This is a genomic window from Lacticigenium naphthae DSM 19658, assembly GCF_000425865.1.
In the GTDB taxonomy this organism is placed as follows: Bacteria; Bacillota; Bacilli; order Lactobacillales; family Carnobacteriaceae_A; genus Lacticigenium; species Lacticigenium naphthae.
Window position 1 is genome coordinate 133,097 of record NZ_AUEG01000004.1, and the last position, 20,865, is coordinate 153,961.

Sequence of the window (20,865 nt, forward strand, 5' to 3'; positions counted from 1 at the left end):
ACTCCTCTACTACATTGAGATTCTCTTAACAGTATATACATCCGGGATATTTTTTATTTTATCCATGATTTTTTCCAAATCACTCAAATTTTGAATCGCAATAGTAACTCGAATGGTAGCCATTTTGTTATTGTCTACTTTGCCATTAACATTGCTTAGTTTTTTTGTTTGTGAATTGATAACTTGCAATATTTCATTGAGTAATCCAGCCCGATCATAACCTTCAATTTGAATATCAGCATCGTATTCGATCCCTGCTTGGCTTTTTGTATCTTCCCATTCAACTTCGATCAATCTATTTGAATTTTCATCATCAAGATTCACATTGGGACAATCTTTTCTATGAATGGAAATTCCGCGTCCTCTGGTAATATAACCAACGATTTCATCCCCAGGAACAGGATTACAACAACGACTTAGTCGAACGAGTAAGTTATCCCCTCCTTGAATAACTACTCCTCCTTCGTGCCGGATTTTCATTTTTTCTGATTCTTTTGGTGGGTTCTTCAACTCGATTGTTTGATCATTCTGTTGGTTTGCTTGTTTTTCTTTTTCTTGTCTCTCTTTTTCCGTTAAACGATTCGCAACTGTCAAAACTTTGGCTTCACCATAACTGATAGCTGCATACAAGTCCTCTTCATTATGGAAATTAAAGCGGCTAGAAACATCTTTTAATTTTTCTTTAGTGAGTACTTTTTTGGGTGAGTACCCCATACTTTCTAATTGTTTCTCAAGCATTTCGCGTCCTTTAATAACATATTCATCTTTATCTTGGGTTTTAAAGAACCGTTTGATTTTATTGCGTGCTTTGCTTGTGGATACGAAATTTAACCAATCACGACTGGGTCCAAATGAATTATTTGAAGTCAGCATTTCAACAATGTCACCTGTTTTTAATTTGTAATTTAGTGGAACAATTTTCCCATTAACTTTTGCCCCGGTTGACTTGTCCCCAATTTCTGTATGGACATGATACGCGAAATCTAATGTACTCGATCCCGAGGGCAATTCCATTACATCTCCTTTGGGACTAAACACATAAACTTTATCTTTAAATATATCTTCCTTAATGCTATCCATGAAGTCACTTGCATCATTAGATTCACTTTGAAGCTCTAAAATGTCATGAAACCAGGATAAATGGTCTCCTAAGGTATCATTTTCTATCTTTTCAGTAATTCCTTCTTTATATGCCCAATGAGCTGCTACACCATATTCAGCCACTTCATGCATCTCTTTTGTACGTATCTGTATTTCTAAAGGAGTAGCGTCAGGTCCAAGTACTGTTGTATGCAAAGACTGATATAAATTTGCTTTTGGCATTGCAATGTAATCTTTGAAGCGTCCAGGCATTGGTTTCCAAATCGTATGAATGGCTCCGAGAACAGCGTAACAATCTTTTATTGAGTCAACAATAATGCGTATTGCCAGTAAGTCATAGATTTCACTAAATTGTTTCTTTTGATTTTTCATCTTTTTATAAATGGAATATATATGTTTTGGTCTACCTGTAATATTCGCTTTGATATCCATCTCACTAACTGAGTTTTCGATGATTTCTATTGCATCAGTAATGAAATTTTCTCGTTCTTCTCTTCGTGAATTCATAAGATGAACAATACGATAATATTGTTGGGGATTGATATATCTCAATGAGATATCTTCTAATTCCCATTTAATTTTATTGATTCCCAATCTGTCCGCCAAAGGAGCATAAATTTCTAAGGTTTCAGTGGCTATTTCACGTTGCTTTTCAGGACGGTGAAATTTGAGTGTGCGCATATTGTGCAATCGGTCGGCTAGTTTAACCAATACTACTCGAATATCTTGAGCCATTGCCAATAACATTTTACGATGATTTTCAGCTTGTTGTTCTTTTTTTGATTTAAATTTGATTTTACCTAATTTCGTTACGCCATCAACTAGTTCAGCTACTTCCGAAGTGAAATTCTCTGCAATATCTGCAAAAGTATATTCGGTGTCCTCAACAACATCATGCAAAAAGCCAGTTGCCACTGTAACTGGATCCATTTTTAACTCTGCTAATATGCCAGCAACTTGAATAGGGTGCATAATATAAGCTTCACCAGATTTGCGAAATTGATCTTTATGAGCATCTTCCGCAAAATCATAAGCTCTCTTGACAAAGGCAACATGCGAACTATTCATATAAGTTAAGCAAAGAGCTATCACCTCTTGAGCTGTAAAATCTTTTTGTCTCGGCACATTTGCCACCTTCTTTTCCTGAAAAATCCTTGAATATTTCTTGAATACTTAATGAAACTATTTTTCAATTATTTAAAATAGGCTGGGACTATAGTCCTAGCCTCGAACAACTGTTTAATCCCACGGGTAATGTTGACTTAATTATAATGATTATTTACCTTAATTTCAATATGTTATTATTTTTTTCGTTATTCACTACTGATTAGAGCGATTAACTACATGGTTTATATACAGAAAAGAGGCTTTCAGAAGTAAATGAAACCGACTTTCTGAAATCCTCTTTAAGTATGCTACTAGTTAATTTTTTAAATTACAATAAAGCCATTCCATTTGAAGCGCCAATTCTGGTTGCGCCAGCTTTGATCATATCCAAAGCTTGTTCTCTTGTCCGAACGCCACCACTTGCTTTGACGCCCATTTCCGGTCCAACTACTCCACGCATCAATCGAATATCTTCTACTGTAGCTCCTCCAGTTGAAAAACCAGTCGACGTTTTAACAAAATCTGCTCCAGCCTTCTTAGCTAGTTCACAGGCCTTTATTTTTTCGTCTTTTGTTAATAAAGCTGTTTCTATTATCACTTTTACTAAAGCTTTACCTTTTGCAGCATCTACAACAGCTTGAATATCTTTTTCAACTACAGCATATTCTTCGCCCTTTAGAGCTCCAATATTGATGACCATGTCTACTTCAGTTGCTCCATTTTCAATAGCATCTTTAACCTCTGCAGCTTTAATAGCAGAAGTGTTGGCTCCTAGAGGAAATCCAATTACAGTACAAACTTCTACTGGACTTTCTTGAAGTAAAGCGGAAGCAGTTTTTACCCATGTCGGATTAACACAAACGGACATAAATTGATGTTCTGCAGCATCTGCGCATAATTTTTCGATTTGTACCTTTGTTCCTTCAGGTTTTAGTAATGTATGATCGATCATTCTTTCCATTTTTTCCATGTATTTCTCTCCTCTAAAATAATTTTTTATTTTTTTGCCACTATAGTAAACCAGTCTTTCATCTGCAGAATTTGCAAGATTTCAAACCCTTCTTGTTTTAATTGTAGCAAAATCCGTTCTTTTTTATCCTCTATAATTCCAGAAGTAATAAATAAGCCAGTTGATTTTAAATTGACGTACGCATCAGGAATTAATTTTTCAATAACCTCAGCTAGAATATTGGCTACGATCAAATCAACTTTTTCATTCACACCGTTTAAAAGATTGTTCGTCTTTATGGTGATGCTCCCTTTAATGGAATTCAATTGAACATTGTCTGAAGCAGATTTCACAGCCACTTCATCTAAGTCATAAGCCTTGACGGTTTTCGCTCCTAGAAGATCACTGACAATCGATAATACACCTGATCCTGTTCCTATATCCATTACAACTTCTCCGCCTCTAAGATAGGTTTCTAAAGCTTGTATAGATAGTTGAGTAGTCGGGTGTGTCCCTGTTCCGAATGCAAGGCCGGGGTCTAAGCGAACGATTCGTTCGTCTTTTGTTTCGGGCTGATATTCTTTCCATTGGGGAACAATAGTGATATAGTGGGTAACTCTAACAGGATTATAATATTTTTTCCATGATTCAGCCCAATTTTTCTCATCGACTTTTTGACTTGAAAAAGAATAGAATTCAACAGGGACGTCAAGTACTTTTAAATTTTCTATTTTCTTGCTCAACTCTTCAATTATTTTTTCCAAATCTATATTCTGTATAAAATAACCTTTGATCAAGATTCCCTCTGCTGGAAAATCGTCTTCATTTAAATCCCATAGAGTATCTGGTGAATCCCAATCTGAATGGTTCAAAAAATCATTCCGATCTTGAATGACAATTCCATTTGAACCCGCCTCAATCATCCATTCTTGAGCAACTTCCGCTGCTTCTTCACTAATAAGTAAATTTAACTCGTTCCAAGCAGTCATCTTATTCATCCTCTTTTAATTTATCAAAAAAAGAATCAGTTTCTTTTTTCGATAAATGCAAATGTAACTTTTCGTAACGATTAGTAGCTTTCATAGTTTCTAGAGTTGTTTTAAAATCAGTTTCGTTCCATTTGAATTCAAAAGAAGTAACTGCTGGGTTGTAAACAAATTCATTAAACTGACCGAGTCCCTCAGTTAAAACAATATTCAAATATTTAATAGCACTGTCTACAAAACCTTTTTCAATACCAGTTTCAAAATTCATGCGGATAGTCTTTAAGTAGTTTTCGGGAGCTATGTGCGAAACTGCCGGATCATAAAAACATAGCTGATCTTCAAATTGAATTCTGCCTGATTCATTCGTCGTATTTGTTTCATCTTGGACTTTTAAATCAGGAGGTACGTTCTCAGAAAAAACGACATGCATGTCGATTACTTTATCTGCGGTGTTAAACTCTATTTTCCATTGGAATTGGGGAATGTTTTTTTTAACCGCTTCTTTTAAATAATTAGTAAGTTGAATAGACTCCATAGTGCCCCCCCTTTCTTTGAATATACCCATGCTGTTTATAACTTTATCACATTCTCCACGAATGGGCTACAGAAGACTTTTTCATGCTCGAGACGTAAGCATTATTAGCTACGAAATAACGAAGTAATTTATCCGTCCATTCTCCCTTATTAGGAATGCCAACTCTTTTTGTTGCCTCAATACTTTTGGGTTCTCGTTTAACTGAAAAATCTACGTAAAGAGGTGGCACAAAGATGGAACCTCCGTCGTAAGCTTTAGTTATACCAAATGCTTTAGTCAACTTACCTGGTCCGTTAGTTAATTCTATTCCATTTTTTAGTCGATTGCTTTCCATTAGTTCTATACCTTGATCAGGCTCAACCGCTCGAATTAATATTGCTTGAGGGTTTTCTGCTTCCTTTGTCACGATATTTAGCATATTGTGCGTATGCATTTGATAAATATATATTGTACCACTTGGTTTGTACATGGAAGATACTCGAGGCGTACGTCTTAGCTGGTAACTATGAGCAGCAGCATCGACCTGTCCTAAATAAGCTTCCGTCTCAACTATCCATCCACTTAGCACTCCGCTATCTGTTTCGTGAATAAGTTTGTGTCCTAATAATTGTTTTGCTATTTCTTCCGTAGACTTCTCTGTAGCAAGAGGATCGACTAACCATTCTTTTACTGGGAATTCGATGAATGATCCCTCCCTTCATGGCGTTTGATAAAATTTCTTAAAGTTCACTATTTTCAATCCTTTTTAACATAACTTCAAGTACTCTTCTGCTTCGTACAGAAGTGACTTCAACAACCATATTCTTATAGGTGAAGGAGTCTCCTTTTTCAGGAACTCTTCCTAATTTTTCAATTGTAAATCCACTAATGGTATTAGAGACAAAGAGTTCTTCGTCAGATAAATGAAATAAGTTGAATACTTTTTCTAAGCTTGCACGGCCTAATACTCGATACTCCAGAGATGACAGTTGAACAATTTCTTCTTCAACAACATCACTTTCATCCCAAATTTCTCCAACCAATTCTTCCAGTACGTCTTCTAAAGTAACTATGCCTATTGTTCCACCATATTCATCCGATACGACTGCCATATGCATTTTATTTTGTTGCATCATTTTTAATAATTTTGATAATTTCATAACAGGGGGAACCGTAAGGACTTCTTTGATCACGTTTAATATCGTGATTTCGGAATTGATATTCGTTTTATGTTTAAGATAACGATTAAAATCTTTTTCGTGAAGTACGCCGTAAACATTGTCAATTGAATCATCATACATAAGAATACGTGAATAGGAATGCTCCATAAATTCTTCCTCAATTTCACGATCGGAATCATCAATATCGCAAGCAACAACATCTACTCGGGGTGTGAGAATACTACTAACTTCCAAATCGTTAAATTCAATTGCAGATCGAATCAATTCGTGTTCGTGCCCACCCAGGGATCCTCCACTTTCTGCTTCATCTACGATTGACAATAATTCTTCTTCGCTGATACCTATATCTTGATCAAACTTAAAAAGTTTATCAAGGATAACTTTCCATTTTTCAAATAACCAATTGACTGGTGTTAATAAAACCATCAAAAAATATAATAATGGTGCAGAAAATTTTGTATAAGCCTCAGCATTTTCTTTAGCTATTGTTTTAGGTGATATTTCACCAAAAATCAAAACAACTACAGTCATGACGATTGTTGCGATCGTAGGTCCATAAGTAGGATAATAAGAAACAAACAACAAAGTGGCTATAGCTGAAGAGGCTATATTTACTATATTATTTCCTACCAGGATAGTTGATAAAACATTATCATATTTATCCATTAAATACATTGCCCTTTTTGCTTTTTTGTCTCCTTTTTCTGCTTCGTTCTTTAATCGTATACGATTTGCAGAAGTAAAAGCCGTCTCAGAAGAAGAGAAAAAAGCTGAAGCGATCATTAGCAATATAAGTAAGCCAACCGACGTAAAACTATCACTATCCATTAAAAAGTAATTCCCCCTTTATTATTTTCAATTTATATAAAATCAATATAAATCCGAGGATCCTCACAATTTTTTTCTAATTTAATTGAAAAGAAATCATGAGGCCTCGAGTTTACTGCAATTATTTAGTCATCATCTAAGTTTAGGACAGCCATAAACGCTTCTTGAGGAATTTCTACATTTCCTACATTTTTCATGCGTTTTTTACCTTCTTTTTGTTTCTTCAACAATTTTTGTCTACGCGTAACGTCTCCACCGTACAATTTAGCGGTAACGTCTTTTCTATAAGCTTTAATATTCGTACGTGCAACAATTTTATTACCAATGGCTGCTTGAATTGGAATTTCAAATTGTTGGCGCGGAATAGTTTTCTTCAGTTGTTCTACGATAGAACGACCGCGTGACTGAGCAAAGTCTTTATGCACGATAAAACTTAATGCATCAACGTTTTCTCCATGAATCAGTATATCCAGTTTCACCAATTCACTATGACGATAGGCACTGATTTCATAATCTAAGGATGCATAACCTTTCGTGCTCGATTTCAAGCGATCAAAAAAATCAAAAACTATTTCTGAAAGGGGTATATAATACAAGACATTGACTCGATTGTCGTCTAAATAATCCATTGTAATGAATTCTCCACGTTTAGTTTGTGAAATCTCCATTATCGATCCAACATAATCATTTGGAACCGTGATAGTTGCCTTTACATAAGGTTCTTCCACATATTCGATTTCAGTTGGTTCAGGCATTTCAGATGGGTTAGATACTTTGATCATTGTTTCATCAGTTTTATAAACATGATAAATAACTGATGGTGCAGTAGTAATCAATTCCAAATCGAATTCACGTTCTAATCTTTCTTGAACAACATCCATATGCAACATGCCCAAAAATCCACATCTGAAACCGAACCCGAGTGCTTGAGAGGTTTCCGGTTCATATTGAAGAGCAGCATCATTTAATTGCAATCTTTCCAGCGCTTCTCTTAAATCTTCATATTTAGATGAATCTGTGGGATACATACCACAGTAAACCATTGGGTTCATTTTACGATATCCAGGTAACGCTTTATCCGTTGGATTATTTGCTAAAGTTATCGTATCCCCTACTCGAGTATCCCGAACAGTTTTAATGTTTGCAGTCACATAACCGACATCCCCGACCATTAAATAATCACGTGCAATAGGTTTGGGTGAGAAGATCCCCACTTCGGTAACATCAAAGGTTTTTCCGTTATTCATTAATTGTATTTTGTCCCCAGCTTTTAAGATACCATCCATCACACGGATATTTAAAACTACACCACGATAAGAATCATACGCTGAATCAAATATCAGTGCCTTAAGAGGATTATCAATGTCCCCTTCTGGAGCAGGAACAAGGTGAACAATCTGTTCTAAGATTTCTTCAATACCTATACCAGATTTGGCACTAGCTAAAACAGCTTCGCTGGCATCTATTCCTATAATATCTTCTATTTCTTTACGTACGCGTTCAGGATCTGCGGAGGGCAAATCGATTTTATTTATTACTGGAATAATTTCTAGCTCATTATCTATTGCTAAATATACATTAGCTAAAGTTTGTGCTTCTACTCCTTGGGCAGCATCAACAACTAATACCGCTCCCTCACAAGCTGCTAAACTTCTGGATACTTCATAAGTGAAATCAACATGTCCTGGAGTATCAATTAAATGAAGAGTGTATACTTCCCCATTTTTTGCCTCATACTTTAGCTCCACCGTATTTAGTTTGATTGTAATTCCACGTTCTCTTTCTAAATCCATTGAATCGAGCAGTTGTTCTTGCATTTCTCGGTCTGCAACAGTATGTGTTAACTGCAGAATTCGATCTGCCAATGTTGACTTTCCGTGATCTATATGAGCTATTATCGAAAAATTACGTATATTTTTTTGTCTTTTTCGAGCTTCTTCTTTATCCATGTTTTTCCTACTTTCATTCATTAGCTGAAAACCTCTTTTAAAGTATAACAAGAGTTTATTGTTTTGACAATCAACTGTGAGAACTAAACAGCTTTTCATAAACAAAACGGAGCTGGAATAATCCTCCAGCTCCTTGGTTCAACTCTTATTTTTTCCCTTTATCTCTAAAGACATCTTTTACTTTATCAAAAAAAGAATCGTCTCCTTGTTCTGTCACATTCATACCACTTTCATCAGCGTAGGCTCTGAGTAAATCAGCTTGTTCTGGTGTAAGCTTTTTAGGGATTATCACTTTGACTTTTATGTGTTGATCCCCATTACCTGCTCCTCTTAAACGTGGAGCACCTTTACCTTTAAGTCGGAAAGAAGTATCTGTTTGAGTACCTGCTGGTACTTTAAGATTAACCTTTCCATGCACTGTTGGGACTTGGATTTCATCCCCTAGAGTTGCTTGAATAAAATTCAAAGGCAATTCATAATATATTTCAGAACCATTTCTTTCAAATATTTCAGAAGGTTTTACACGGAATATGACATATAGATCCCCATAAGGTCCACCATTTTTGCCCGCATCTCCTTGCCCTTGCAGACGCATCTGATTACCCTCTTCAACACCCGCAGGGACAGTAACCTTAACTGAATTACTTTTTTTCTGATGACCCGAACCATGACAAGTTGGGCATTTTTCTTTAATTTCCTGCCCAGTTCCTCCACAGACATCACAACGTTGACGTGTCATTACTCGACCAAGTGGAGTTTGTCTTTCTACTTGAACCGCACCAGATCCATGACATTTTGAACACGTTTGGGGTTGTGTTCCTGGTTTAGCACCAGACCCATCACATGTTTCACATGTTTCTTCGCGATTATAGCGAATAGTTGCCTCTTTGCCGAAGATAGCCTCTTCAAATTCAAGATCCATGACATATTGTAAATCCTCCCCTTGGCGAGGAGCATTAGGATTGTTGAATCCCCTTCCGCCTCCACCGCCGAAGAATTGTTCGAAAATGTCATCAAATCCACCGAAACCTCCGCCACCGAAACCGCCATGACCAGCTCCACCACCGGCACCAAAATTTGGATCGGTAGATGCATGTCCGTACTGATCATAAGCAGCACGTTTGTTAGAATCACTTAAAACTTCATATGCTTCTGAAATCTGCTTAAAAGTATCCTCTGCACCAGAATCTTGATTAATATCCGGATGATATTTTTTTGATAGTTTACGGTAAGCTTTTTTTATTTCATCACTAGATGCATCTTTTGAAACACCTAATATATCATAATAATCCTCTTTAGTAGCCATTATTTCCCTCCATGCTTTCAAATCAATCGAAATTTTTGCTATCCATTAATAGAAGTGTCAAGTACATAATTAGTAGAAAAAGCCAAAAGCACATCGCTTTGGCTTTTTCTACTTATATATTATCTTGAATTACTCTTCATCGTCAACTTCTTCAAATTCTGCATCAACTACAGATTCATCAGATTGACTTGATGCTGTTGGGTCTGCTTCTGGAATATCACTTTCTCCTTGTGCTTGAGCAGCTTGTTCATAAAGCTTAACAGATAATTCTTGAACGACTTCATTCAAAGTATCTCGTTTTGTTTTGATTTCTTCAGAGTCATCATTTTCTAAAGCAGTTTTTAATTCATCGCGTGCATCTTCTGCTTTTTTGACTTCAGCCTCATCAACTTTTCCGTCTAAATCTTTCAGAGTTTTATCTACTTGGAAAATTAATTGGTCAGCTTCATTACGCAACTCAACTTCTTCTTTGCGTTTTTTATCTGCTTCAGCATTCTCTTCAGCCTCTGTTATCATACGTTCAATTTCTTCATCTGATAAACCAGAAGATGATTTGATTGTGATTTTTTGTTCTTTTCCAGTTCCTAAATCTTTTGCACGAACATTTACAATACCATTTTTATCGATATCAAATGATACTTCGATTTGTGGAACACCACGTGGTGCTGGTGGAATGTCGGTCAATTGGAAACGTCCTAATGTTTTGTTATCTTTAGCCATTGGGCGTTCTCCTTGTAAAACATGAACATCTACAGCTGGTTGACTGTCTGCTGCAGTAGAGAAAACTTGTGATTTACTTGTTGGGATCGTCGTATTTCTTTCAATTAATTTTGTAAATACTCCGCCCATCGTTTCAATACCAAGTGACAGAGGTGTTACATCAAGTAAAACAATATCTTTAACGTCTCCACTGATTACTCCACCTTGAATCGCTGCACCCATAGCTACGACTTCATCAGGGTTTACAGAACGGTTAGGGTCTTTTTTCGTTTCCTGTTTGACAGTTTCAACTACTGCAGGAATACGAGTAGAGCCTCCAACTAAAATAACTTCGTCTATCTCTGATGTGGATAATCCGGCATCGCGTAATGCACGACGAACTGGTTCTTTTGTTCTTTCGACTAAATCAGTAGTTAATTCATCAAATTTAGCACGAGTTAATGTCAATTCTAAGTGTAATGGACCAGCTTCTCCAGCTGTAATAAACGGTAAACTGATTTGTGTTGAAGTTACACCTGACAAATCTTTTTTAGCTTTCTCAGCTGCATCTTTTAACCGTTGCGTTGCCATTTTATCTTTAGATAAGTCAATCCCATTCTCTTTTTTAAATTCTGAAACTAAATGATCGACTATTTTTTTATCAAAATCGTCTCCACCTAAATTGTTGTCTCCAGCAGTAGATAATACTTCAAATACGCCATCACCCAATTCTAAAATAGAAACATCAAAAGTTCCTCCACCTAAGTCGAAAACAAGAATTTTTTCTTCTTTATCTTCTTTATTGAGACCATAAGCTAGAGCAGCAGCAGTCGGTTCATTTACTATACGATCAACTTCAAGACCAGCAATTTTCCCTGCATCTTTTGTTGCTTGACGTTGTGAATCGTTGAAGTATGCTGGTACTGTAATTACAGCATTTGTAACTTCTTCTCCTAAATAACTTTCAGCATATCCTTTTAAATATTGTAAAATAATTGCTGAGATTTGTTGTGGTGTATAGTCTTTATCTCCTACTGTTTCTTTGTAATCTTGACCCATATGTCTTTTGATCGAACTAATCGTATTTGGATTAGTAATCGCTTGACGTTTTGCAACTTCTCCTACTTGAGTCTCTCCATTTTTAAATGACACAACGGAAGGAGTCGTGCGGTTACCTTCTGGATTCGGAATGATTTTTGCTTCTCCGCCTTCTAAAATAGCTACCGCAGAATTTGTAGTTCCTAAGTCAATACCAATAATTTTTCCCATAATGCACTCACCTTTACTTTGATTTTTTATTGTGTTACTACAACTTTTGCAGCTCGTAAAACTCGACCATTAAGAGCATATCCTTTTTCAAAAACTTGTGCAACTATTCCGCTCTCTTGTCCATCATTTGCTGGAACAGTTGTATACGCCTCGTGGTATTGAGGATCGAATTTTTCATTAACAGGGTTGATTTCAACTATTCCTTCTTGTTGGAAGGCTTGTTCAAAACTTGAGAGAACCATTTCGATTCCCTTTTTCAAATTTAATCCTTGCTCACTCTCTACAGGTATAGTTAAGGCTCTCTCTAGATTATCCTTTACTGGAAGCATATTAGTAGCTAAAGATTGTGCCTTGTAGCGAGCTGCCTCTTCTCTATCCTTTTGATTTCTTTTTCTCATGTTGGCCATTTCAGCTTGAATTCTCAAGTAACGATCTTCTAATTCATTTATTTCCATTTTTAGATTTTCGATTTCTTGATCAACTTCTACTTCTTCTTGCTCAATAGGAGTTGTATCCTCAGTTTCTCTAGATTCAGTGTTTATAACTTCTTCTGTTGAGTCTTCTGGGATAATTTTTCCATCTGTATTATCCATTTCGTCCCTCTTTTCTCTTTGAGCATTAAAATTACTCAGTCAAATAATATTTCAAGAGTAATTCAGGTAATTCATGCCTAAATGTATTTAATAAATGAATGGTCTTATCATAAGGCATCGATGTTGGCCCTACTACTGCTAGTATTCCTTCTCCATGATCAGATAAAGAGTATCGTGCAGTTACTAAACTGAGATTTGCAAATAATTCATTATCCAGTTCTTCACCAATACGCACACTAATAGATTCTTTTGAACCAGACAACAAAGATGTCAATGACATTTGGTTTTCCATCAAATCTAACAAAGACTTAACTTTCTGAATATCCATATTGCTAGTTAAGTCTAGTAAATTAGACTTTCCACTAATATGAAACCGATTGTTTTGTGTCTGCAGAAAAACTTGTTCAAATTGACCAAGTATCTGATCAGTTGTAGTAGCGTATTGTTTTATTAATAGTGGCATTTCATTTTGTAATTTATAAACCACTTCAAATAGCGTAAAACCAACTAATTGATCGTTAAATAATTTAACCATTTTCTCTAAATCCGTTGAACTAACGGATCGAGGAATAGAAAAAATCATATTCTCGACTGAGCCTTGATCAGTAATAAGTATTACCATGACTTGCCCATCATTTAAAGGGACAAGTCTAAGTCCAGTTAACCGACTTTGACTAGTTTCAGGACCCAATACTATCGCAGTAAAATTAGTCAACTTTGATAGTACAACTGCTGATTGTTGAATCAACTCATCCATTACTTCAAAATTTTGTCCTATTTCTCTCTCTAAACTTCTTGATTGAAATTGATCTTTTTTCAGTTCATTTGGATGCAAAATGTGATCAATATAAAACCGATATCCTTTAAGAGACGGAACGCGACCTGATGATAAGTGAGTTTTTTCTATTAATCCTAATTCTTCAAGCAAACTCATTTCATTACGAACGGTGGCTGAACTTGACTGAATTTCAGGTTCCTCAACTAATCTTTTTGAGCCAACTGGTTGACCATGACTTGTGTACAAGTTAATAATTTTTTCTAATATACATAATTGTCTTTCTGTCAGCATTTTATTCTCTCCTTAATTCTTTAGAGACGCCAACACCACTTTTAGCACTCGCTACCCTTGAGTGCCAACACAATATAATTTATCAGATTGGTCAAAAAATGTCAACAGTTAAAAGGCATTTTTTTGACTTTCTCTGATAAATTCACATCAACATAGTTGATTTTCTTTTCCAGAGAATATCTCTTGCTTTAATTTCATCGAGTCCAAGCTGTTCAACAAGGGATTCTGCAGAATCAAATTTTATTTCATCTCTCAAGAATTCTACCCACTTGACACGAACATTTTCGCCGTATATGACTTCATTAAAATCAAAAAGATGTACTTCTACAGAATAATTCCTTCTCTTTTCAAAGGTGATATTATAACCAATTGATGCCATTCCTCTATACCATTTGTCATTGACAAAAAGTTCTACTGCATAGACACCTCTTTTTGGAAGCAATAAATAGGGATCAGGATAAATGTTTGCGGTAGGATACCCCAAAGTTCGGCCCCTCGCATCTCCATGAATGACAAAACCCTCCGTCTCAAAATAATACCCAAGTAAATCGGCCGCCAAACCTACTTTTCCCTCTTTTATAGCTTTACGGATACGAGTAGAACTGATTTTTCCATTTTTATCAATTTTAGGGGATACCGTTATTACTTCAAACCGATTTTGAGCATACTGATTCAAGTGTTCCATTGAAGCTACTTCTGGCTTTCCATAAGTATAATCAAATCCAGCAACCGCTACCTTAGCATTTAAACCGACAATGTAATCATCTACAAAATCTTGAGGCGATAAGCTTCCAAATTTAGCAGTAAAATCTACTTCATAAAGGATATCTACTCCAATCTTTTCCATAATTGTTTCTTTTCTTTGTAAAGTAGTCAAATAATAATGCTGGTCAGGGTTGAAACGAGTGTAAACAATCGCTGGATGCCTGTTAAATGTCATTACAGCTAATTTCAAGTCTTTTTCTTTAGCAATTTTCTTACCTTCGTTTATTACAGCTTGATGGCCACGATGCACTCCATCGAAAAAACCTAATACTAACACGGTATCCTGCTGGGGTATTTCTTTTTTATTATAAGGATGGTGTAACTTAATTATCTCCATGATTTACTCCTCATTCAGTGAATTTCTAATCATTTTTAAAGGTTTTATTTTCCCACTCTTCGAAGGATGGTCAGCATAAATGCTCACTACTTGATTTTTATAAAAAAAAGCACAAGGAAAGTTAGTTCCATCAGGTACAACAGATTTTTCCATTACACTACCATCCTTAACTTTAATCCATAGTTCATCAGTCAAATTAACCTGTGGAAAATCTCTTACTCCCCATTCCAAAGGATATAACACAGTATTTAACTGTTCAAAATCCATATTTTTCAATTGATCCAGACTCAGGCATTGTTCACTTGAAAAGCCGCCGCTACTAGTCCGAATTAAATTTGACATATGAGCAGGATATCCTAGTTTTTTGCCTGTATCTACTGCGAGTGTTCTGACGTAGGTGCCTTTGCCACAACTAACTTCAAAGTCCCACGATAGAGTCTTGTCCAAATCGTTGTAACGTAGCGATGAAGTCCGTTTGTATTCATATATAGCAGCTTTTCGAGTAGGCCGTTCTACCTGTTCACCAGCTCTTGCATATTGATATAGTCTTTTGCCATTGACCTTAACAGCAGAGTACATCGGAGGAGTTTGTATAATCTCCCCGACAAACCCTTCCATAACTTTGTCAATTTCTGATTCTTTAAGAAGGTTTGGTACTTCTTTTTGTTCAATAATATCTCCATCAGAATCCTCGGTAGTCGTAGAAAAACCCAAGGTGATTTCTCCTTCATAAATTTTTCCAGACTCCATTAAATATTCAATTAGTTTGGTAGCTTTCCCTATACATACTGGCAGTACGCCTTCTACGTTCGGATCCAAAGTTCCTGAGTGGCCGACTTTCTTTGTTTTAAGTATTTTACGTAATTTATAAACACAATCATGACTAGTCATACCTTTTTCTTTCCATAAAGGAAGTATTCCCTCCACTATTACCCCTCCATCCAATGAATTTCAGCCTCTCAAGTATAACATAAAGTATACTCTGCTTCATTTGAGTTTTTCTTTTTAAGATAGTTAACATTTTTTCAAAAAAAAAAAGTTGGGAAACTCTCCCAACTTTTCAACATTTCGTTTTACTCTGTTTCATTCAATTTTTTTAATAGTTCATCAATATGACTACCATAGGCAATCGATTGATCACGTTCAAAAAACAATTCGGGTGTTTTGTAAAGGCTTAAACGACTTCCAACTTCTTTGCGAATTAGTCCTTTAGCTTTTTCAAGCCCTGCTTGTGTTGTTTCTTGATCTTCTTCTGTTTTTGCAAGTGTACTATAAAAAATTTTAGCTTGTTGCAAATCTCCAGTAACTTCTACATCAGTAATGGTAATCCCCTCAACTCGAGGATCACGAATTTTCTTTTGTAAAATATCATTAACTTCTTTTTGTATTTCCTGAGCTACTCGTCCTGCTCTAAATTTTGGCATTTTATATCACCCTATTTTTTTATTTCGGTTTAATCTCTACCATTTCATATGCTTCTATTACATCGTCTACTTGGATATCATTGAAATCTTTTATTGTTAAACCACATTCGAATCCGTTTCGTACTTCTTTGACATCATCTTTGTATCTCTTCAAACTTGATAGCTCGCCTTCAAAAATAACTACACCATTACGGATAAGACGAATCGAACTGCTACGTTTAATTACTCCATCGCTAACAAAACATCCAGCAATTGTTCCTACTTTAGAGACTTCATATGTCTCTCTAACAGTAACCTGGCCTGTAACTTTTTCTTCATACTCAGGATCCAGCATACCTTTCATAGCAGCTTCAATTTCATCAATTGCATTGTAGATTATTCGATGCGGACGAATATTTACTTCTTCACGATCAGCAAGTTCTTTTGCTTGAGTTGTTGGACGCACATTAAATCCAATGATGATTGCTGAACTAGCAGAAGCTAAGGAGACATCACTTTCATTAATTGCACCCACACCGGTGTGGATGATATTTACACGTACACCTTCAACATCAATTTTTTTCAAGCTTGCTGCTAAAGCTTCAACAGATCCTTGAACATCAGCCTTAACAATTAAGTTGACCGCTTTAATGTTTCCTTCTTGTAGACTTTCAAAGAGGTTATCTATCGTGATTTTTTGTGTAGAAGAACGTTGCTCTATTGCAGCTTTTTCTGCTCTTTCTTCTCCTACTTGGCGTGCTGTTTTTTCATCTTCAAAGACTACAAATTTATCTCCAGCTTGTGGAGTTTCATTTAGACCGGTAATTTCGACAGGAGTTGATGGCTTAGCAGTTTTTACTCTTCTGCCTTTGTCGCTGACCATCGCTCTAACGCGACCAAATGTATTTCCAACTACTATTGGGTCACCGATATTTAATGTTCCTTCTTGTACTAACAGAGTTGCAATAGGTCCTTTTGCTTTATCTAAACGTGCTTCAATTACTGTACCTAAAGCATTTTTATTTGGATTAGCTTTCAATTCTTCTACTTCTGCAACAAGTAAAATCATTTCTAATAATTCATCTAGATTTTCACCAGTTAATGCAGAAATTTTCACAAAGATCGTATCCCCACCCCAGTCCTCTGGAATCAACTCATATTCAGTTAATTCCTGCATGACGCGATCTGGATTTGCTGTAGGTTTATCGATTTTATTAACTGCAACAATGATAGGAACCCCTGCAGCTTTAGCATGACTGATTGCTTCTACTGTTTGAGGCATTACACCATCATCGGCGGCAACAACAATAATCGCAATGTCAGTTACGTCAGCTCCACGTGCTCTCATAGTTGTAAAAGCAGCATGTCCTGGAGTGTCTAAGAAAGTAATTAACTTCCCTTTTTCTTCGACTTGATAGGCTCCTATATGTTGCGTTATTCCACCAGCTTCTCCCTCACTAACCTTTGTATTACGCAAAGAGTCTAGCAAAGTAGTTTTACCATGGTCAACATGGCCCATAATAGTTACAGATGGAGGACGTGTTTCCAATTGATCTTCTTCATCTGTAACTTCAAATAATGTTGAAAAGTCAGTTAAATCTACTGCAACTTTTTCTTCTGTTTCAATACCATATTCAGTCGCTAGCAATTCAATTGTTTCTTTATCTAAGCTTTGATTTTGAGTTGCCATAATACCCATCATAAACAATTTTTTTATGATTTCTGCTGGTTCTCTGTGTAATTTTTTAGATAATTCTGCAATGGTCATGCCGTCTGAATAGACTAATAACTCAGGTAGCTCTTTATGCTTACGTGGCGTGACTGGAACAACTGGTTTAGAAGCACCACGTTTTCCTTTTCTACGTTTGTTTGGTCCGCCGTGTGTCCCACGATTTCTAGGATTCACATAAGGACGCTTATTGCTTGAACGAGAAGTTGTTTTGCTGCTAGAATCATTAGCTGAAGATGGCGTTGTACTAGCTTGCGACACTTTCTTGGCAGTGCTGCCTGTGCTTTTTGATTTATTGCTAGTCTCTTTTTTAGTTGGAGTATTCGTTTTCTTTTTTTCTTCGTTTGTTTTTTTGGAAGATATTTCTGATTTTATTACTTTATCAGTCTGAGTTTTTGAAGTACTCGAATCGTTCTTTTCTGTCAAAGCATCGTTTAACTTAGAAACATCAGAATCATTCATCGATGACATGTGACTGTTATAGTCAATTCCTAGTTTTTTAGCTTTTTCTAAAACATCTTTACTCGATATATTCTTCTCTTTTGCAAATTCATATACTCTTTTTTTCACCATAAAATCATCCTCCGGTTTATTTTAATAATTCTTTTATACGATCACCAAACCCAGAGTCTGCTATCGAACAAATAGTTCTCTGTCGTCCTATAGCGTTGCTCATTTCAAATTTAGTAAATTTAACAAAAATAGGTACTGAATAATACGAACATTTATCAGTAAATTTTTTCTTTGTGTTTTCACTTGCATCTTCTGCAACTAAAACTATTTTTGCTTGATTAGACTGAACTGATTTTAACACAAGCGATTCACCTGTAGTAAGTTTACCAGCTTTCATAGCTAATCCTAACAAATTGAGAACTTTCAATTCAGGGCTCATAGATTTTGCCTAGCTTTCTTATGTTCTACATATTCTAATAACTCTTGATAAAATTCTTCAGTTATCATTGTATTGAAAACACGCTCAAGAATTTTCTGTTCTTTTGCTTTTCTAACTAAATCAGGTTCTATAGAAAGATAAGCTCCACGACCATTTTTTTTCCCAGAAGGATCAAGCGAAATTTCTCCTTCTTTGTTTTTCACAATTCGAATCATTTCTTTCTTTGATTTCATCTCGTTTGATACGACACATTTTCGCATAGGGATTTTCTTGCTAAGCATCTCACTCACCCCTTTTTATTCTTCTTCATAGTTTTTTCTCTCTTCAGCTGATTCAATTAGGTCTTCGGCATCTTCTGAAGCGAGCTCACCTTTTTCATAATCTGTATCGAATACTTGTTCACCAGGTTGTTTATCTTCTAAATCTTCAATCATCTCATTGATTTCAGCGTGTTCTTCGCTAGCAGCAACTGTTTCGATTGTTTCCGCGAAGTCATTCGATTGTTCGACAGGGAGATTTTTATCAACTTGATCTTTTAACCGCAATTTTTCCATTTCACTTTCAGACTTGATATCGATTTTATAGCCTGTTAATTTAGCAGCTAAACGAACGTTCTGACCTTTTTTACCTATAGCTAAAGATAATTGGTAATCAGGTACGACTACCAGACAACTATTACTGTCCTTATTGAAATTAACTTCGACAACCTGAGCTGGATTGAGAGCATTCGCGATATAAACTGCTGGATCTTCATGCCATTCAACTATATCCATGTTTTCTCCACGTAATTCATTTACGATGGTTTGAACACGTTGTCCTCTTGGTCCTACACAAGTTCCGACAGGATCCACATTTTCATTAGTAGATTTCACTGCTATTTTTGCTCTGTCGCCTGCTTCACGAGCAATTGAGATTATCTCGACAACTCCATCATAGATTTCCGGAACTTCTTGCTCAAATAACCGTTTAATCAGATTAGGGTGACTCCTACTTACAAAGACTTGTGGTCCTTTTGCCGTATTGTCAACTTTATTCACATACACTTTGATACGGTCATGCGCATTAAATACTTCACCAGGAATTTGTTCCTGTTTTGATAATACTGCTTCGATTTTACCAAGGTTAACGTAAATATAGCGATTATCCTGTCTCTCAACAATTCCTTGCATCAAGTCATCTTCGTATTGAATATATTCATTATATATGTTTGTACGCTCTGCTTCCCTGACTCGTTGCAAAATAACCTGTTTTGCTGTTTGAGCAGCAATTCTCCCGAAATTTTTTGGAGTAACTTCAAAGCGAATAGTGTCACCTAACTCATAAGCCTTGTTGATCTCCAAAGCATCCTCTAAGCTGATTTCAAGTGTAGAATCATATACATCTTCTACTACTTCTTTAACCGAGTATACATGAATATCACCCTTTTTATCATCAAACTCAACTTGAACATTTTGTGCTTGACCATAATTTTTTTTATAGGCAGAAACTAGAGCCGCCTCTAAGGCTTCCTTGACGATTTCTTTAGAAATTCCTTTTTCACTTTCTAAAACGTCCAGAGCAGCTAATAATTCTTTGCTCATTTTTTCCTCTCCCATTCCTTTTTCTTGATTGTTTATAAAAGTCAGTTTACATTAAAATTTTATAGCTAACCTTGCTTTGGCTATGTTTTTTCTAGGTATGATCACTGTTTTTATCCTCGTTTTATCTTTAACATCTAAAACAGCTTCATTTGAATTCACATCTTTAAGAGTACCTTCGTACACTTTTTCGCCTGCAAGAGGTTCATATAAAGAAAAATGCACATAATCTCCAATAGCACTGGTCAATGCTTCCTCTGTTTTTAGAGGTTTTTCAGCACCAGGTGATGAAACTTCTAAATAATACGCGTGCGGAATTGGATCAGGAGTTTCGCTATCCAGTTTTTCACTGACTTTTTCACTGAATAATGCGCAATCATCTAAATCGATACCTGTTGCTTTGTCGATGAATAATCTTAAAAACCAATTTTTTCCTTCTTTAACGTATTCAATATCAACTAACTCGAAACCATTTTCTTGGGCAACGGGATCAGCTATACTTTTCACTTTGTCTACTGTAGAACTCATTTCGTATCCTCCTTACCTAAAAACGTTCTTTATCGTTTAAAAAGAGTGAGCGCAATCGCTCACTCTCCTCAAAAACGTCTCAT

At 35.9% G+C, this 20,865-nt stretch carries 19 protein-coding genes; all 19 read right to left on the reverse strand.

Annotated features, from left to right (window positions below; translation table 11 throughout):
• Nucleotides 1–9: 9 nt before the first annotated feature.
• The 19 genes from H626_RS0105650 to rimP all read right to left on the reverse strand — a co-directional run bounded on the left by H626_RS0105650 (nucleotide 10) and on the right by rimP (nucleotide 20,782).
• The gene (locus H626_RS0105650; RefSeq protein WP_027108485.1) at nucleotides 10–2,226 is read right to left on the reverse strand and encodes a RelA/SpoT family protein; all 2,217 of its coding nucleotides are present in this window, start codon (nucleotides 2,224–2,226) and stop codon (nucleotides 10–12) included.
• 310 nt (nucleotides 2,227–2,536) lie between these two features.
• Entirely contained in the window at nucleotides 2,537–3,178 is a 642-nt protein-coding gene (gene deoC / locus H626_RS0105655) for a deoxyribose-phosphate aldolase (RefSeq protein WP_027108486.1), read from the reverse strand.
• A gap of 26 nt (nucleotides 3,179–3,204) precedes the next feature.
• Nucleotides 3,205–4,146, reverse strand: a complete 942-nt coding sequence (gene prmA / locus H626_RS0105660) for a 50S ribosomal protein L11 methyltransferase (RefSeq protein ID WP_035618739.1) — start codon at nucleotides 4,144–4,146, stop codon at nucleotides 3,205–3,207.
• Between the two features lies 1 nt (nucleotide 4,147).
• Nucleotides 4,148–4,678 carry a DUF3013 family protein gene (locus H626_RS11175; protein ID WP_051237863.1) on the reverse strand — a complete coding sequence of 177 codons (531 nt, stop codon included), beginning with the start codon at nucleotides 4,676–4,678 and terminating at the stop codon, nucleotides 4,148–4,150.
• Nucleotides 4,679–4,724: 46 nt separating this feature from the next.
• Complete coding sequence (locus H626_RS0105670) at nucleotides 4,725–5,360, reverse strand: DNA-3-methyladenine glycosylase (RefSeq protein WP_027108488.1); 636 nt, start codon at nucleotides 5,358–5,360, stop codon at nucleotides 4,725–4,727.
• A 37-nt stretch (nucleotides 5,361–5,397) separates the two neighbouring features.
• Nucleotides 5,398–6,666, reverse strand: coding sequence for an HlyC/CorC family transporter (locus H626_RS0105675; protein ID WP_027108489.1), 1,269 nt, complete (start codon nucleotides 6,664–6,666; stop codon nucleotides 5,398–5,400).
• Between the two features lie 125 nt (nucleotides 6,667–6,791).
• Complete coding sequence (gene lepA / locus H626_RS0105680) at nucleotides 6,792–8,615, reverse strand: translation elongation factor 4 (protein ID WP_027108490.1); 1,824 nt, start codon at nucleotides 8,613–8,615, stop codon at nucleotides 6,792–6,794.
• 145 nt (nucleotides 8,616–8,760) lie between these two features.
• Complete coding sequence (gene dnaJ / locus H626_RS0105685) at nucleotides 8,761–9,921, reverse strand: molecular chaperone DnaJ (protein ID WP_027108491.1); 1,161 nt, start codon at nucleotides 9,919–9,921, stop codon at nucleotides 8,761–8,763.
• Between the two features lie 129 nt (nucleotides 9,922–10,050).
• Nucleotides 10,051–11,889: a molecular chaperone DnaK gene (gene dnaK / locus H626_RS0105690; protein ID WP_027108492.1), complete on the reverse strand. Its 1,839-nt coding sequence runs from the start codon at nucleotides 11,887–11,889 to the stop codon at nucleotides 10,051–10,053.
• Nucleotides 11,890–11,915: 26 nt separating this feature from the next.
• On the reverse strand, nucleotides 11,916–12,482 hold the full coding sequence (grpE, locus tag H626_RS0105695; RefSeq protein WP_027108493.1) for a nucleotide exchange factor GrpE: 567 nt from the start codon (nucleotides 12,480–12,482) through the stop codon (nucleotides 11,916–11,918).
• A 31-nt stretch (nucleotides 12,483–12,513) separates the two neighbouring features.
• Nucleotides 12,514–13,551 (reverse strand): heat-inducible transcriptional repressor HrcA, encoded by a 1,038-nt coding sequence (hrcA, locus tag H626_RS0105700; RefSeq protein ID WP_027108494.1) that lies wholly within the window; start codon nucleotides 13,549–13,551, stop codon nucleotides 12,514–12,516.
• 142 nt (nucleotides 13,552–13,693) lie between these two features.
• Nucleotides 13,694–14,653 carry a riboflavin biosynthesis protein RibF gene (ribF, locus tag H626_RS0105705; RefSeq protein WP_027108495.1) on the reverse strand — a complete coding sequence of 320 codons (960 nt, stop codon included), beginning with the start codon at nucleotides 14,651–14,653 and terminating at the stop codon, nucleotides 13,694–13,696.
• A gap of 3 nt (nucleotides 14,654–14,656) precedes the next feature.
• Nucleotides 14,657–15,580: a tRNA pseudouridine(55) synthase TruB gene (gene truB / locus H626_RS0105710; RefSeq protein ID WP_027108496.1), complete on the reverse strand. Its 924-nt coding sequence runs from the start codon at nucleotides 15,578–15,580 to the stop codon at nucleotides 14,657–14,659.
• A 146-nt stretch (nucleotides 15,581–15,726) separates the two neighbouring features.
• Nucleotides 15,727–16,077 (reverse strand): 30S ribosome-binding factor RbfA, encoded by a 351-nt coding sequence (gene rbfA / locus H626_RS0105715; RefSeq protein WP_027108497.1) that lies wholly within the window; start codon nucleotides 16,075–16,077, stop codon nucleotides 15,727–15,729.
• Between the two features lie 19 nt (nucleotides 16,078–16,096).
• Nucleotides 16,097–18,358, reverse strand: a complete 2,262-nt coding sequence (gene infB / locus H626_RS0105720) for a translation initiation factor IF-2 (protein ID WP_027108498.1) — start codon at nucleotides 18,356–18,358, stop codon at nucleotides 16,097–16,099.
• Nucleotides 18,359–18,374: 16 nt separating this feature from the next.
• Nucleotides 18,375–18,677 carry a L7Ae/L30e/S12e/Gadd45 family ribosomal protein gene (locus H626_RS0105725; protein WP_027108499.1) on the reverse strand — a complete coding sequence of 101 codons (303 nt, stop codon included), beginning with the start codon at nucleotides 18,675–18,677 and terminating at the stop codon, nucleotides 18,375–18,377.
• Nucleotides 18,674–18,958: an RNase P modulator RnpM gene (gene rnpM / locus H626_RS0105730; protein WP_027108500.1), complete on the reverse strand. Its 285-nt coding sequence runs from the start codon at nucleotides 18,956–18,958 to the stop codon at nucleotides 18,674–18,676. Before rnpM ends, H626_RS0105725 begins: the two co-directional genes overlap by 4 nt.
• A 15-nt stretch (nucleotides 18,959–18,973) precedes the next feature.
• Complete coding sequence (gene nusA / locus H626_RS0105735; RefSeq protein WP_027108501.1) at nucleotides 18,974–20,257, reverse strand: transcription termination factor NusA; 1,284 nt, start codon at nucleotides 20,255–20,257, stop codon at nucleotides 18,974–18,976.
• Between the two features lie 51 nt (nucleotides 20,258–20,308).
• Entirely contained in the window at nucleotides 20,309–20,782 is a 474-nt protein-coding gene (gene rimP / locus H626_RS0105740) for a ribosome maturation factor RimP (RefSeq protein WP_027108502.1), read from the reverse strand.
• Nucleotides 20,783–20,865: the final 83 nt, after the last annotated feature.